Here is a 15,091-nt window from a genome sequence, read left to right as displayed (position 1 = left end):
AGCATCAAATTAAAACGATGCGATGTGCATTTTTTGTTTAGAATGGTTGAGCTTTACTAGATAATCCAAATGTTGTTTATACAAAGTGTTTTGAAGCTTTACGAGTAGACACTTTTTATAAGCCACTTTTTAAGTAAACCACCTTTCTACACACTTTCTTTTTTAGAAAACTAAAGATAATCGGGCAAAGTAATGACAGATTCAAAAGTAAATAATGCGTATGGAAAAGAGATCGCCATGACCGTTATCGGTGCGGGTTCTTACGGTACCTCTTTGGCTATTTCTCTTGCTCGAAACGGTGCTAACGTTGTTATCTGGGGTCATGAACCTAAGCACATGGCACAATTAGAAGCGGATCGTGCTAATCATGAGTTCCTACCAGGTATCGATTTCCCAGAGAGCTTAATTGTCGAGTCAGATGTCGAAAAAGCGGTTCAAGCAAGTCGCGATCTTCTGGTTGTCGTACCAAGCCATGTGTTTGGAATTGTACTTGGTAGCGTTAAACCTCATCTTCGTGAAGATACTCGTATCTGCTGGGCAACCAAAGGTCTTGAACCAGAAACGGGACGTCTATTAAAGGAAGTGGCTCATGAAGTTTTGGGTGAAGGCTATTCATTAGCTGTGTTATCAGGACCAACCTTTGCGAAAGAACTGGCTATGGGGATGCCAACGGCTATCTCTGTTGCTTCACCTGATGCTGAGTTTGTTGCTGATCTTCAAGAGAAGATTCACTGTAGCAAAACCTTCCGTGTATACGCTAACAGCGACTTTACCGGCATGCAGCTTGGCGGCGCAGTGAAGAACGTGATTGCCATTGGTGCGGGCATGTCTGATGGCATCGGCTTTGGTGCAAACGCTCGTACTGCATTAATCACTCGTGGTCTTGCTGAAATGACGCGTCTAGGTGTAGCTCTTGGGGCGCAACCTGAAACGTTCATGGGTATGGCAGGGCTAGGTGACTTGGTGCTAACTTGTACTGATAACCAATCTCGTAATCGCCGCTTTGGTTTAGCTTTGGGTGAAGGCAAGGATGTCGATCTCGCGCAAGAAGAGATTGGTCAGGTGGTGGAAGGTTATCGCAACACCAAAGAGGTATGGATGTTAGCGGGACGAATGGGCGTAGAGATGCCAATTGTTGACCAAATCTACCAAGTACTGTATCAAGGGAAAGATGCACGCTTAGCAGCGCAAGATTTGCTGGCTAGAGATAAGAAGTCTGAAGGGAAATAGAGGCGATTTTTGTCATCGGATTGATTAAGACAAAAAAGACGTTCGCTTAGGAATAGGGATTGATTAATGAAACACTGTGAAAAAAAGAAGGTATGGAAAGCCATTACGCGAGAAGCTCGTGAGCAATCAGAGCAAGAGCCTATGCTGGCCAGTTTTTACCATGCCACCATCATTAATCATGATAGTTTATCCGCCGCGCTAAGCTATATCCTTGCCAATAAGTTAAAGACGCCATCCATGCCAGCCATGGCAGTTCGAGAAGTGGTCGAGCAAGCCTTTGCTGCCGACCCTGAGATTGGTGGCGCTGCTGCTTGCGATATCTGTGCGACGGTGAATCGTGACCCTGCGGTTGCAATGTACTCACTGCCGCTTCTTTATCTTAAAGGTTATCATGCGCTTCAAGGTTATCGCGTAGCAAACTGGCTGTGGAAACAGGGTCGCTTTGCACTTGCCACTTATTTACAAAATCAAATTTCAGTTGCTTGCCAAGTGGATATTCATCCTGCGGCAAAAGTAGGTCGTGGCATCATGCTTGATCACGCTACCGGTATAGTGATTGGTGAAACGGCCATTGTTGAAGACGATGTGTCGATTTTACAAGACGTAACACTTGGTGGTACCGGAAAAGAGTGCGGTGATCGTCACCCTAAAATCCGTGAAGGTGTGATGATTGGTGCAGGTGCAAAAATACTGGGTAATATCGAAGTGGGTGAGGGCGCGAAAATTGGTTCTGGCTCAGTGGTATTGCAAGCGGTACCTGCGCATACAACCGTGGCGGGCATTCCAGCTAAGATTGTTGGGCGACCTCAGACAGATAAACCCTCATTGGATATGGACCAGCAATTCAACGGTAAATCACAAAGCTTTATCGGTGGTGATGGTATCTAAAAAGATACTTAGTGAAGAAGAATAAATTAAAGACCAGCTGCGAACACAGCTGGTCTTTTTTGTATTTGATGCTCTTAGAACAATCATTAGTGAGGGTAATTTGAGTGGTGATATAGAGTGGTCCTTTTGCTGGCCTTATCTAAATTCGAATACTGTCTGTAAAATTACGAGGTGCTTAAAAGAATGATCTTCTTAGCTGGCATTGGATACAAAAAAGCTTGCCGTTACAGCAAGCTTTTAGCGTGTATGAAATTCGCCTTAGATTGTAAGGCTTATTCGATCGTCAAGCCAATATTCAACTAGCAAGTAGCAGCGAGCTTCTGCCTTACAGCGAGTCTAGCTCAACCAGTACTTCTTCAGCCCATGCTAACCATGCTTGGCGAAGTAGCAGATTTCGACGCAATGTTAGACGCTCTAGTTTTTGCTGTTTATCAAGAGTAGAAGGCGTTGCGTAGTATGCCGCTTCAATTTCTTGATAGTGCGCAACAAGCTTGTGAGATTCAGCCACTAACTCATTAAGCTGAGTGTGGAAAGGTGCGGAATCTTGCACTGAACAAGCCATCAATTTCGCTGAAAACTCATCCCTAACGGTTGGATGCGCTGTTGGTTGATCAAACCAGTCGCCTAAAGCACCACGACCCGCATCGGTAATGGAGTAGACTTTACGGTCAGGTTTACCTTCTTGAGGTTCAAGAACACAGCTTACAAGCTCATTTTGAGCCATTTTATTGAGTTCACGATACACTTGCTGGTGGCTAGCCTTCCAAAAATAGCCGATGCTAGAGGAAAACTCTTTGGTGATATCGTATCCGGTTGCGTTGCGTGTACTAAGTACAGTGAGGATTACGTGTGGTAATGACATGTCTTAAATCCAAATAGGTCAAATAAACTACAAATAACGATGTTTAAACATTGGTTGTGCTTCGTGGCACTTATTATTTCTATGTTTAAACAGCACCAACTTTATCGTGTTGGTTATGTCACCTTTTTAAAGCCGTTTATCACCTAGGCAGACCTGAGTTGTTTTGAATACTGCGAGATAATTAGTATATGTGTGTTATCGCAGTGGTGCAGTAGTATATCTAAATATAAGCATAAAGTGGAATAGAAGGGAGGATTTGTGGCAAAAACTGATAAATGACTCAATAAGATTTTATAATCGGAATATTATTCTGTTTTAGTGGGTCTATTTGTCTCCTTATTGAGCTTTGGTTTGATAATTTACTGAATTTCTAGACGATGTAAATAGAAAAGACAGCACGCTTTCGTACTGTCTTTTACTTATTTCATTAAACGTATCGCTAGATTCATAGAACTGTTAAGTCGAACGATACGCTAAGGCTCGATGACTACCCGGTATTACGCATGCCTGCTGCGATACCAGCAATGGTAACCATCAATGCCTCTTCGAGCTCTGCACAAGGCTCATCCATTTGACGAGTTCGATGCAGCAATTCCGCCTGAAGCATGTTTAATGGCTCAACATAAATGCTGCGCAAGCGAATAGACTCAAGTCCCCATGGGTCGCTTTGCATTAGGTTCTCATTGTTCTCAACATTTAGTACTGCTTTGATGTCTTTTTGTAGCTGATCACGCAGACGATCACCCAGTGGCAGTAATGATGGATCCGCAAGACGTTCATCGTAGTAACGAGAGATTTCGATATTACATTTTGAGTAAACCATCTCTAACATACCTAGGCGAGTTGAGAAGAATGGCCATTCGCGACACATCGCCTCTAACAGCTCTTGGTGACCTTTATCAATAGAGTATTGAATCGCTTCACCTGCCCCTAACCATGCTGGCAGTACCAAACGGTTTTGGCTCCATGAGAAAATCCATGGAATAGCACGTAAGCTTTCAACACCGCCATTCGGGTTACGTTTTGCAGGACGAGAGCCAAGAGGTAGCATACCCAGTTCAAGCTCAGGTGTTGCTTGACGGAAATAAGGAACGAAGTCCGCTTCACCTTGAACGACATTACGATAAGACTCACAAGAAACCTCTGAAAGCACATCCATCAGATCACGCCAGTCTTGCTTTGGCTCTGGAGGCGGAAGAAGGTTCGCTTCTAAGATTGCACTTGCATACATATTGAAGCTATTAACCGCAACATCAGGTAGACCAAGCTTAAAGCGAATCATCTCACCTTGCTCAGTTACACGCAGCCCGCCTTTTAAGCTCTTTGGTGGCTGAGAAAGAAGCGCCGCGTGCGCAGGAGCACCACCACGACCAACAGTACCGCCGCGACCGTGGAATAGAGTCAGCTCAATACCTTCTATTTCACACGCTTTAACTAATGCATCCATGGCACTGTATTGCGCCCAACCAGCCGCCATCACACCGGCATCTTTCGCTGAGTCAGAGTAACCGATCATTACCATTTGGTGGTTTTGAATAAAGCCACGGTACAGATCGATATCGAGAAGCTGCTTAATAACCGCTTCAGCGTTGTTTAAATCGTCGAGCGTTTCAAACAGTGGACACACGTCCATGCGGTAAGGACAACCAGATTCTTGTAGCAGTAGGTGTACAGCAAGGACATCAGACGCGGTACGTGCCATTGAAATGACATAGGCACCAAAGGCTTCGCGCGGCTGAGAGGCAACAATCTTACAGGTATCGAGAACTTCTTTAACAGGCGCAGAAGGTTCCCAATCACGTGGTAGAAGTGGGCGTTTAGAGCTCAGTTCATTGGTTAAGAACGCAACCTTATCTTGCTCGCTCCATTGATCGTAATCGCCAATACCTAAGTAGCGTGTTAACTCTGAAAGCACATCAGAGTGACGTGTACTCTCTTGGCGAATATCCAAGCGGACAAGGTGCACACCAAACGCTTTAATACGGCGTAGAGTATCTAGTAGAGATCCGTCTGCGATAACGCCCATACCACACTCATGAAGAGACTGGTAACAAGCGTACAGAGGTTTCCACAGTTGGTCGATATGTTGCAGTGGCGCCTTAACCGCTAATTTTTGGCCGTTAATTTTTGCGTCTAATACTTCTAGCGTTTCGTTAAGAAGAGCACGAAGATCTTTCAGTACGGCGCGGTAAGGTTCGTGTTGATCGTCCCCGACTAGTTCACGAACTGCGTCATTACACTTTGTCATCGACAGTTCAGTGACGAGCTCATTGATGTCACCAAGGTAAAGGTCAGCGGCTTTCCAGCGAGAAAGCAGCATCACTTCACGTGTGATCGTGTGCGTGACAAATGGGTTACCATCGCGATCGCCACCCATCCAAGATGAGAAATGCACCGGACGTGCATCAATCGGTAGACCCTCACCTAGATAGTTTTCTAGTCGCTCATCAAGCTCACGTAAAAACTCTGGAACCCCTTCCCATAGTGAATTTTCAACAACGGCAAAGCCCCATTTTGCTTCATCAAGTGGTGTAGGGCGCTGCTTACGAATCACATCGGAATGCCAGCCTTGCGCAATCAACTGCTCTAAACGACGTTCCGTTTTCTGGCGCTCTTTATGAGAGAGGTCGGTTAGCTCTAGTTTAGATAAGCACTCGTTCGTCTTAACCAGCTTGTTGATCATGGTGCGACGGGTGATTTCTGTAGGGTGAGCAGTAAGTACGAGTTCGATATTAAGATCGCGAACCGCTTGTGCAGTGTCAAGCTTGCTGATTTCGTTTTGGCTAAGCTTAGAAAATAAGCTCTGAAGAACATCAGGTTCACAGACATGCTCTTCACAGTGACGTGAAATCGTATGGTACTGCTCAGCCATATTAGTCAGGTTGAGAAATTGGTTAAATGCGCGTGCAACAGGTGTGAGTTGCTCATTAGGTAGGCTTTTAATTTCTTCAATCAAAGTGTCACGATCAGATTGATTGCCTGCACTTGCTGATTTAGAAAGCTTACGAATTGTCTCAACTTTCTCTAAGATAACGTCACCATGTGCATCCTTGATGGTGTTGCCAAGCAAGCGGCCTAGCATGCTTACGTTACTTGTGAGTGCAGCGTATTTTTCGTTCATTTTTCATCCTGCCTTGTAAAAAAATTACATCCAGTGTTCCTTCATTAGTAGATAATCTAGCGAAAAATGCTAGTAAGAGTCAAACATTGCAGCATTAGTTTGCATTTATTATGTGTGTGAATGTAAACAAGGCAATAACCCTATTGATAAATGAATTACTGAAATTTTATTACAACTTTAGGCAGGGATACCGTGCTAGTTGATTGAAAACTCGCACGGTTTTGCCGATTTCTAGACAAGTAAGTGTGTTCCCTTTGAGTTAAAAGCAGTACTTGTACATAGATTTGGACAGAATATTAATTGTCGGATCGATAAATTCAAACGCTAAGAACTCATCGGGCTGGTGGGCTTGATCGATGGAACCTGGGCCTAATACCAACGTCGGGCAAAGTTCCTGCAAGAAAGGCGCTTCAGTACAGTAGTTTACGGTCTCAGATGGGGTTTCACAAATAGACTCAACGCCTGCAATGAATGGATGATCATGCTCACACTCATAGCCAGGAATTGGCTCATGCAGTGGTGTTATTTCAACTCTACCTGGCCATTTCGCTTCCACTTCTTTCAGTGATGAGCGCAGCATGTTATCAAGGCCATCTAGACTGATCCCCGGTAGTGGACGCACATCGTAGTGAAGCTCACAACAGCCACAGATACGGTTTGCACTGTCACCACCATGAATATGACCAAGGTTAAGTGTTGGGCTTGGGATAGCAAACCCCGGGTGGTGATACTCTTTGATCAATCGGTCGCGCAGTTGCATCAGCGCAAACATCACTTCATGCATGATCTCAATAGCATTAACCCCAAGCGCGGGATCAGAAGAGTGACCCGATTTTCCGGTAATGCGCACTGCATTTGCGACATGCCCTTTATGGCCTCGAACCGGAACTAAACTTGTTGGCTCACCGATGATGCAGTAATCAGGTTTAAAAGGCGCGTTTTCAGTAAAGTGACGTGCCCCAAGCATAGTGGTCTCTTCATCACAGGTCGCCAAGACATACAGAGGCTTAGTTTGCTTACTCCAATCCACTTTTTTAACCGCTTCTATAATGAAGGCAAAAAAGCCTTTCATATCAGCTGTACCTAAGCCGTAAAAGCGATCGTTAGCTTGAGTCAGTGCATGGGGCTCAAAGTTCCAACGTCCATCGTCGAATGGCACAGTATCGCTGTGGCCTGCTAGCAGCAATCCACCTTTCCCTGTGCCTTTTTTAGCAATCAGGTTGTGCTTTCCTTTTTCGACTTCAGTCACCGTGACTTCAAAGCCGATATCTTTGAGCCACGTGGCGAGCTTCTCAATTACCTGACTGTTACCTTCATCCCAGCTCGGATCGGTTGAGCTGATTGAAGAGGTTGAAATTAGGCCTTCATAGACCTCAAGAAAACTGGGTAATTGCATATTATCTTCACTTCTACTGTTGACAGAAATACGTTAAGAGGGTAAAACACATATTAAATCATTATTTATGAATAAAAAATCAAATAAAGCGGTTTTTTTAAAATTAATAGTCAATTTGCTTTAAGTATGAACTAGAGCCTTAACTTGGAAGTTGTAGATGTCACACACTGAAATACTAAAAACCACAATTATAGGTGCAAGCGGTTATACCGGAGCGGAACTGGCTGTCATGGTGCAAAAACATCCACAGCTTACGCTATCAGGTTTATACGTTTCCGCCAACAGTGTTGACGCAGGCAAAAATATTGCAGAGCTACACGGTAAGCTCGCTGGCGTTGTTGATATGCCTGTGCAGCCTTTAGTGGATGTGCAGCAAGCCGCGGCGGAATGTGATGTTGTTTTCTTAGCAACCGCTCATGAAGTGAGCCACGACTTGGCCCCAGTGTTTCTAGAAAGTGGCTGCCAAGTGTTTGACCTTTCTGGTGCCTTTAGAGTGAAAGGTGAAGGCTTTTACCAACAGTATTACGGATTTGAACATCAGCACGCAGCGTGGCTAGACAATGCGGCATATGGCTTAGCGGAGTGGAATGAAGAGGCGATTAAGCAAGCTCAGTTAGTTGCAGTCGCCGGGTGTTACCCAACAGCGTCACAGTTAGCGATTAAACCTTTAGTTGAGTCGGGATTACTCGACCTTAATCAATGGCCTGTAATTAACGCAACCAGTGGTGTGACAGGGGCAGGGCGTAAAGCAACAATGGTGAATAGCTTTTGCGAAGTGAGCCTACAGCCTTATGGGGTGTTTGCTCATCGTCATCAACCTGAAATTGCCAGTCATTTAGGCCGTGATGTGATCTTCACGCCACACCTAGGTAATTTCAAACGTGGCATCTTAGCGACCACTACCATGAAGTTGGCTTCTGGTGTGACTGCTGAGCAGGTTAATCAAGCTTTCAGCAGTGCTTATGAAGGTAAGCCTGCAGTACGTTTGCTTAATGAACAGATGCCAAGAATACAGAACGTAGAATTCACCCCATTTTGCGACTTAGGTTGGAAGGTTCAAGGTGAGCATATCATCGTCGTATCCGCGATTGATAACCTATTGAAAGGGGCGTCGAGCCAGGCGATGCAGTGCTTAAATATCCACTACGGATTTGATCAATTGACGGCCTTACTTTAATGCAAAAGTGATTAAAGTAGCGGTCATTGAAATAGAAAGTTAACGAGACAAGACAGACGCAGTAAGGAACAGTCATGACAGTAAACCAAACGATGCCATTAGTGATTAAGTTAGGCGGAGCTGCGTTATCGTGCAGTGATACATTGAGTCAGCTATTTGCCGCAATTGAAACTTATCAGCAGCAAGCACAACGACAAATCGTTATTGTTCATGGTGGCGGTTATTTGGTGGATGACTTAATGGCTCAGTTGAACCTGAAAACGGTTAAAAAGAACGGTCTACGTGTTACGCCTTACGAGCAAATTCCTGTGATTGCAGGTGCTCTTGCTGGAACTGCGAATAAATTGCTACAAGGACAGGCAATTAAAGATGGTCTAAATGCTATCGGTCTAAGTTTGGCTGATGGTGGATTATGTCAGGTTGAAGAGCTTAACCCTGAACTTGGGGCGGTAGGTAAAGCAGTGCCTGGTGATTCAACGGTGCTACAAGCAATTTTAAATACAGGTGCACTGCCCATTATTAGCTCTATTGGTCTTACTCAACAAGGCCAGTTAATGAATGTAAATGCAGACCAAGCAGCCGTTGCGGTTGCTGGCGCTCTTGATGCTGAACTGGTTCTTCTTTCTGATGTGAGCGGTGTGTTAGATGGTAAAGGTCATCTCATTGAAAGCCTAACTGAACAGCAAGCTGAGGCACTGATTAAAGGGCAAGTCATCACTGATGGCATGATCGTTAAAGTAGAAGCGGCACTGGAAGCGGCGAATGATTTAGGTCGCTCTATTCAAGTCGCGACATGGCGATACCCTGAGAAGCTTGCAAAATTATTTGCAGGAGAGTGTATAGGAACCCTGTTTTTACCTAAATAACTAAATTTATTATAATCTTACGCATAAGCGTGGGAATAGAGATTATCAATTTTAAATGGAAACCTTAGCACTGACCGCCAAGCGCAGCGCAAGGAAACTGGAGAAAGAAAATGAGCAAAGTTCAAGTTAAAAAAGTAGTTGTCGCATACTCTGGCGGTCTAGATACCTCAGTGATTATCCCGTGGCTTAAAGAGAACTACGACTGTGAAGTTATCGCGTTCGTAGCAGATGTTGGCCAAGGTGCACATGAGCTAGAAGGCATTGAAGAAAAAGCGAAAGCATCAGGTGCATCTGAGTGTTACATCGCAGACCTGAAAGAAGAGATGGTGGCGGATTACATTTACCCAACACTTAAAACAGGCGCGTATTACGAAGGCAAATACTTACTAGGCACATCAATGGCGCGTCCAATCATTGCTAAAGCACAAGTTGAAGTGGCACGTAAAGTTGGTGCAGATGCACTTTGTCATGGCTGTACAGGTAAGGGTAATGACCAAGTTCGTTTTGAAGGCGCATTCGCTGCACTCGCACCGGATCTTCATGTTATCGCTCCTTGGCGTGAATGGGATCTAGTGAGCCGTGAAGAGTGTCTTGATTATCTTGCAGAGCGTAATATTCCTTGTACTGCGTCACTGACTAAAATCTACTCTCGTGATGCAAACGCATGGCACATCTCAACCGAAGGTGGTGTTCTAGAAGATACATGGAATGCGCCAAATGATGATTGCTGGGATTGGACGGTTGATCCAGAAAAAGCACCAAATGAATCAGAATCAGTCACACTAAAAGTTGTAAAAGGTGAAGTTGTAGCCGTTGACGGTGAAGAGATGACCCCATACAACGCGTTGGTTTATCTGAATGAAAAAGGCGCTAAGCACGGTGTTGGCCGTATTGATATCGTTGAAAACCGTCTGGTTGGTATGAAATCACGTGGCTGCTACGAAACTCCGGGTGGCACCATCATGATGGAAGCACTGCGTGCGGTAGAGCAGCTTGTGTTGGATAAAGCGGCATTTGAATTCCGTGAAGAGCTTGGTGTTAAAGCCTCTCACCTTGTTTACGATGGCCGTTGGTTCACGCCACTTTGTAAATCTATTCTTGCAGCTACAGAAGAGCTAGCACAAGATGTGAATGGTGAAGTCGTGATTAAGCTCTACAAAGGTCACGCAACAGTGACTCAGAAACGTTCTGAAAACAGCTTGTACTGTGAAGAGTTTGCAACCTTTGGTGAAGATGAAGTTTACGACCAAAGCCACGCGGAAGGTTTCATCCGCCTTTACTCGCTTTCAAGCAGAATTAAAGCGCTGAATGAAGTGAAAAGAGCGAAGTAAACAAACTTAGAGAGTCGTTTTTAAATCAGCTTGAAGGCTATTTGAAAGTAACGATTATTGATAAAGCCCACCTTATAGCAGGTGGGCTTTTCTTTTATCGCATTTAAATACGAAATAAATGAATAATTATGTGGAATATTTGCATTTTTACCTTGTTTTTATATTCAATTGCTGTAACTTTGAATCATACAAAAAGAGAAGCTGAATTTAATCAGAGACGATCGTTGCACAAGCAGTAGATACTGAGCATTTAGGAGAGACACAATGGCATTATGGGGCGGTAGATTTACCCAAGCAGCAGACACTAGGTTCAAAGACTTTAACGATTCACTTCGCTTTGATTACCGATTGGCTGAGCAAGACATTGTTGGCTCGATTGCATGGTCAAAAGCGCTGCAGTCTGTGGATGTTCTGAGTGAAGAAGAGCAGCAAAAACTAGAGCTTGCGCTTAACGAATTAAAACTCGAAGTGATGGAAGATCCCAATCAGATCCTACGTTCTGATGCGGAAGACATTCACTCATGGGTTGAACAGCAACTGATTGGCAAAGTGGGTGACTTAGGTAAGAAGCTGCACACTGGCCGTTCGCGTAATGATCAAGTCGCAACAGACCTGAAATTGTGGTGTCGTCAGCAGGGTCAACAACTGCTTATTGGCCTCGATCGTCTTCAAGCGAAAATGGTCGAAGTTGCGAGAGAGCACCAAGGAACCGTTCTTCCTGGCTACACTCACCTTCAACGTGCACAACCGGTGACGTTTGCTCATTGGTGCTTGGCTTATGTTGAAATGTTAGAGCGTGATTACTCTCGTTTGAGTGATGCGATTAAGCGTCTTGATACTTGTCCGCTAGGTTCAGGCGCACTTGCTGGTACTGCTTACCCTATGGATCGTGAAGAGCTGGCTCATAATTTAGGGTTCCGCCGTGCAACGCGTAACTCGCTTGATTCAGTATCCGACCGTGATCATGTGATGGAGCTGATGTCGATTGCTTCTATCTCTATGCTTCACCTTTCTCGTTTAGCGGAAGATATGATTTTCTATAACTCAGGTGAGTCAAATTTCATCGAGTTAGCGGACACAGTGACATCAGGTTCATCGTTGATGCCACAAAAGAAAAACCCAGATGCGCTTGAGCTTATCCGTGGTAAAACGGGCCGTGTATATGGTTCATTAGCCTCAATGATGATGACAGTAAAAGCATTGCCACTGGCTTACAACAAAGATATGCAAGAAGACAAGGAAGGGCTATTTGATGCGCTTGATACTTGGAACGATTGTATGGAAATGGCAGCGTTATGTTTTGAAGGTATTAAAGTCAACGGTGAGCGTACACTAGAAGCTGCAAAACAGGGTTATGCAAACTCTACAGAGCTAGCGGATTACTTGGTTGCTAAGAATATTCCATTCCGTGAAGCACACCATATCGTGGGTGTAGCGGTTGTCGGTGCGATTGCCAAAGGTTGTGCACTGGAAGAGCTCTCAATAGCTGAACTTAAAGAGTTCTCTGATGTAATAGAAGAAGATGTTTATGACATATTGACCATTGATTCTTGTTTGGAAAAACGGAGTGCATTGGGTGGCGTGTCACCTAAGCAAGTGGCTTACGCGGTTGATCAAGCGGATAAACGTTTAGCTCAACGTGATACGTCAGCGGTTAAAGTGCGCGCGGCACGTTTGACTGATATTGAATCCTTAGAGGGTATGGTCGCTTACTGGGCGAACATGGGTGAAAACCTACCTCGTTCACGTAATGAGCTGGTGCGCGATATTGGTTCGTTTGCGGTGGCCGAGCACCATGGTGAGGTTACAGGTTGTGCGTCACTTTACGTTTATGATTCCGGCTTAGCTGAAATACGTTCACTTGGTGTCGAAGCAGGTTGGCAAGGCCAAGGTCAAGGTACAGCCATTGTTCAACACTTAGTTGAGAAAGCACGACAAATGGCCATTAAGAAAGTCTTTGTCCTAACGCGTACCCCTGAGTTCTTTATGAAGCACAGCTTTATTCCAACGTCGAAGTCGCTGCTGCCAGAGAAAGTTCTGAAAGATTGTGATCAGTGTCCTCGTCAACATGCGTGTGATGAAGTCGCACTGGAAGTGAACCTAGTTGAACAGATCATTGCGAAAGTAAACGTCGCCTAAATTCAATGTGTTCATTATGTAAGCGATTGAATAAGTGGTTAAAAAAATAAACTTAAAAAAAGATCCTGTTTTTAAGGAACTAATAAGAAAAGCGGTAGTCATAATTAGTACCACTGCTTTTTCTTAGAAGAATCTAAGAAGGCCCCGCAACCGACATTGGCTGCGGGGCTTTTTTCTTTTTATCATTCTTGTTTATTGTTCTGAGTCTTACATCAAAGTTTCGTGCTTAAGAACAGCTTCGTCAAAAAAGCTTCAATAAGCCGTCATCAAACTGCTACATAGCTTGGCTAATTTTATTGGGCTGACGATAAAACTCTAGTGCTTGCCTGAAGTGCTGGAGTTTTTTTTGCCTTCTTTCTCACCAAGTTGGTTTTGCTGAAAAGGAATTACGATGAATTTCATCAAAAGGTGCAGAAATAGCAGGCCATTAAAAGCAAAGCCAGCCATGATTAATGCAATGGATTCAATGCTCAATGGAGTATCACGACAGGTGAACCACCACACCACGCCACATAAAACAGATAGCGATGTGAGTTGATCCATACAGCGTTTGCAGCGACCGATTTTTTTCCAAAACCAGCCCGATTTATCACACGTTTTACATGTCATGAAAGTTGCTTATTGGGTAATATACACCCTTATAGAATATCGCAATTAAAGATGAAAGTGAGCAAAATGATTGAACGTCAACAAACTAAGCAACGCATGAGCCGCATCGTAAAACATAACGGTGTAATTTACCTTTGTGGTCAAGTTTGCGCAGATGCAGAGCAAGGTATTACAGAACAAACTCAAACCATGCTGGATAAAGTTGAAGCTCTGCTACTTGAAGCAGGAAGTGATAAAGAGCATATGCTTTCAGCGACAATTTACCTTAAAGATATGCAAGACTTCCAAGCGATGAATGCAGTGTGGGATGCATGGGTACCTGAAGGTCATGCACCTGCTCGCGCATGTGTAACTGGTGATATGGCGCGTGAAGCGCTATTGGTTGAAATCTCTGTGGTAGCCGCTGAGAAGTAATTTGGCTTATCACTTGAGCAGTAGACGTCGAGAAAGCTAGCTAGCGCCCGACACACTAGGTAGCTTATTTCAGAAATTGATTAAGGTTTCGGAAATTAACTATGGTTTTGGAAGACGACTAAGGAATTAAGCCAAGTAAGTTTCCAGTTCTTCACTGCCACCGATGTGCTTACCACCGATGAAGACTTGTGGAACGGTCGACTTGCCTGTTACTGCTCGTAAGCTTACCGTCGTTGCATCTTTACCTAGCATGACTTCTTCGTAATTCAAACCGTGGTCAATAAGTGTTTGCTTCGCTTTCACACAGAACGGACAACCCGGTTTAGTAAATACAGTGATTGACTCTTGCGTTTTATAGTCAGGCGCAATGTAGTTCATCATAGTGTCAGCGTCAGACACTTTGAACGGGTCGCCTGGCTCGTTAGCTTCAATGAACATCTTCTCGACGACGCCATCTTTCACCAGCATGCTGTAGCGCCATGAACGTTTGCCAAAGCCTAGGTCGTTTTTGTCAACAAGCATACCCATGCCATCGGTAAACTCCGTGTTACCATCAGGAATAAAGGTGATGTTGTCGGCTTCTTGGTCATTTTTCCAAGCATTCATTACAAACGTATCGTTGACGGACACACATAGAATTTCATCAACTCCATGTTCTTGAAATACAGGAAATAGTTCGTTGTAACGTGGCAGATGGCTTGAAGAGCACGTTGGTGTGAACGCACCAGGCAAGCTAAATACAATGACTGTTTTGCCTTTAAAAAGCTCTTCAGTCGTTACGTTTACCCAAGCATCACCTTGACGAGTAGGGAAAGTGACTTGTGGTACATTTTGACCTTCTTTAGATGCAAACATAATTATTTCCTACCTTTAAGCTTTGAATATGGCATGAGTCTTATCAGTGTGAAGCTGTGCTCTGTTTTGTTGTAGCCATTATTGTCAATTTCCTTTGATAGGGATAATCGTTTGGTGCTATCGTTTCAATAGGTACGTTCTATTAGAACAAATAGGACTATTGAAGGTGTTATGTCTTTCAATTTGAACTGAGTAATAGCAGA

At 44.2% G+C, this 15,091-nt stretch carries 12 protein-coding genes; 7 read left to right on the top strand and 5 right to left on the bottom strand.

Going from position 1 to position 15,091, the window contains the following annotated elements; genetic code table 11:
• Positions 1-192: 192 nt before the first annotated feature.
• Positions 193-1,230: an NAD(P)H-dependent glycerol-3-phosphate dehydrogenase gene (gene gpsA, locus KP803_RS07835; RefSeq protein ID WP_248008272.1), complete on the top strand. Its 1,038-nt coding sequence runs from the start codon at positions 193-195 to the stop codon at positions 1,228-1,230.
• A gap of 66 nt (positions 1,231-1,296) precedes the next feature.
• A complete protein-coding gene (gene cysE, locus KP803_RS07830) occupies positions 1,297-2,118 on the top strand; it encodes a serine O-acetyltransferase (protein WP_248008271.1) in 822 nt (273 codons plus the stop codon).
• 325 nt (positions 2,119-2,443) lie between these two features.
• Here cysE and KP803_RS07825 read toward each other — a convergent pair whose 3' ends face one another.
• From KP803_RS07825 to argE, 3 genes are all read right to left on the bottom strand, one after another.
• Complete coding sequence (locus tag KP803_RS07825; protein ID WP_248008270.1) at positions 2,444-2,980, bottom strand: PadR family transcriptional regulator; 537 nt, start codon at positions 2,978-2,980, stop codon at positions 2,444-2,446.
• 487 nt (positions 2,981-3,467) lie between these two features.
• A complete protein-coding gene (ppc, locus tag KP803_RS07820) occupies positions 3,468-6,101 on the bottom strand; it encodes a phosphoenolpyruvate carboxylase (protein ID WP_248008269.1) in 2,634 nt (877 codons plus the stop codon).
• A 259-nt stretch (positions 6,102-6,360) separates the two neighbouring features.
• On the bottom strand, positions 6,361-7,497 hold the full coding sequence (gene argE, locus KP803_RS07815; protein WP_248008268.1) for an acetylornithine deacetylase: 1,137 nt from the start codon (positions 7,495-7,497) through the stop codon (positions 6,361-6,363).
• A 172-nt stretch (positions 7,498-7,669) separates the two neighbouring features.
• On the opposite strand from argE, the gene argC reads away from it, so the two are divergent.
• The 4 genes from argC to argH all read left to right on the top strand — a co-directional run bounded on the left by argC (position 7,670) and on the right by argH (position 13,010).
• On the top strand, positions 7,670-8,674 hold the full coding sequence (gene argC / locus KP803_RS07810) for an N-acetyl-gamma-glutamyl-phosphate reductase (RefSeq protein ID WP_248008462.1): 1,005 nt from the start codon (positions 7,670-7,672) through the stop codon (positions 8,672-8,674).
• Positions 8,675-8,748: 74 nt separating this feature from the next.
• Positions 8,749-9,540 carry an acetylglutamate kinase gene (argB, locus tag KP803_RS07805; protein WP_248008267.1) on the top strand — a complete coding sequence of 264 codons (792 nt, stop codon included), beginning with the start codon at positions 8,749-8,751 and terminating at the stop codon, positions 9,538-9,540.
• Positions 9,541-9,650: 110 nt separating this feature from the next.
• Positions 9,651-10,871 carry an argininosuccinate synthase gene (locus tag KP803_RS07800; RefSeq protein WP_248008266.1) on the top strand — a complete coding sequence of 407 codons (1,221 nt, stop codon included), beginning with the start codon at positions 9,651-9,653 and terminating at the stop codon, positions 10,869-10,871.
• A 264-nt stretch (positions 10,872-11,135) separates the two neighbouring features.
• Positions 11,136-13,010, top strand: coding sequence for an argininosuccinate lyase (argH, locus tag KP803_RS07795; RefSeq protein ID WP_248008265.1), 1,875 nt, complete (start codon positions 11,136-11,138; stop codon positions 13,008-13,010).
• A gap of 315 nt (positions 13,011-13,325) precedes the next feature.
• On the opposite strand, the gene KP803_RS07790 is transcribed toward argH, so the two are convergent.
• Positions 13,326-13,619, bottom strand: coding sequence for a DUF3624 domain-containing protein (locus tag KP803_RS07790; protein WP_248008264.1), 294 nt, complete (start codon positions 13,617-13,619; stop codon positions 13,326-13,328).
• Between the two features lie 66 nt (positions 13,620-13,685).
• On the opposite strand from KP803_RS07790, the gene KP803_RS07785 reads away from it, so the two are divergent.
• Positions 13,686-14,033, top strand: coding sequence for a RidA family protein (locus KP803_RS07785; protein ID WP_248008263.1), 348 nt, complete (start codon positions 13,686-13,688; stop codon positions 14,031-14,033).
• A 126-nt stretch (positions 14,034-14,159) separates the two neighbouring features.
• On the opposite strand, the gene KP803_RS07780 is transcribed toward KP803_RS07785, so the two are convergent.
• On the bottom strand, positions 14,160-14,888 hold the full coding sequence (locus KP803_RS07780) for a redoxin family protein (RefSeq protein WP_248008262.1): 729 nt from the start codon (positions 14,886-14,888) through the stop codon (positions 14,160-14,162).
• Between the last annotated feature and the right edge of the window lie 203 nt (positions 14,889-15,091).

It is taken from the genome of Vibrio amylolyticus (genome assembly GCF_023145695.1).
Taxonomy (GTDB): Bacteria; Pseudomonadota; Gammaproteobacteria; order Enterobacterales; family Vibrionaceae; genus Vibrio; species Vibrio amylolyticus.
This window is presented reverse-complemented; position numbering and strand designations above follow the sequence as displayed.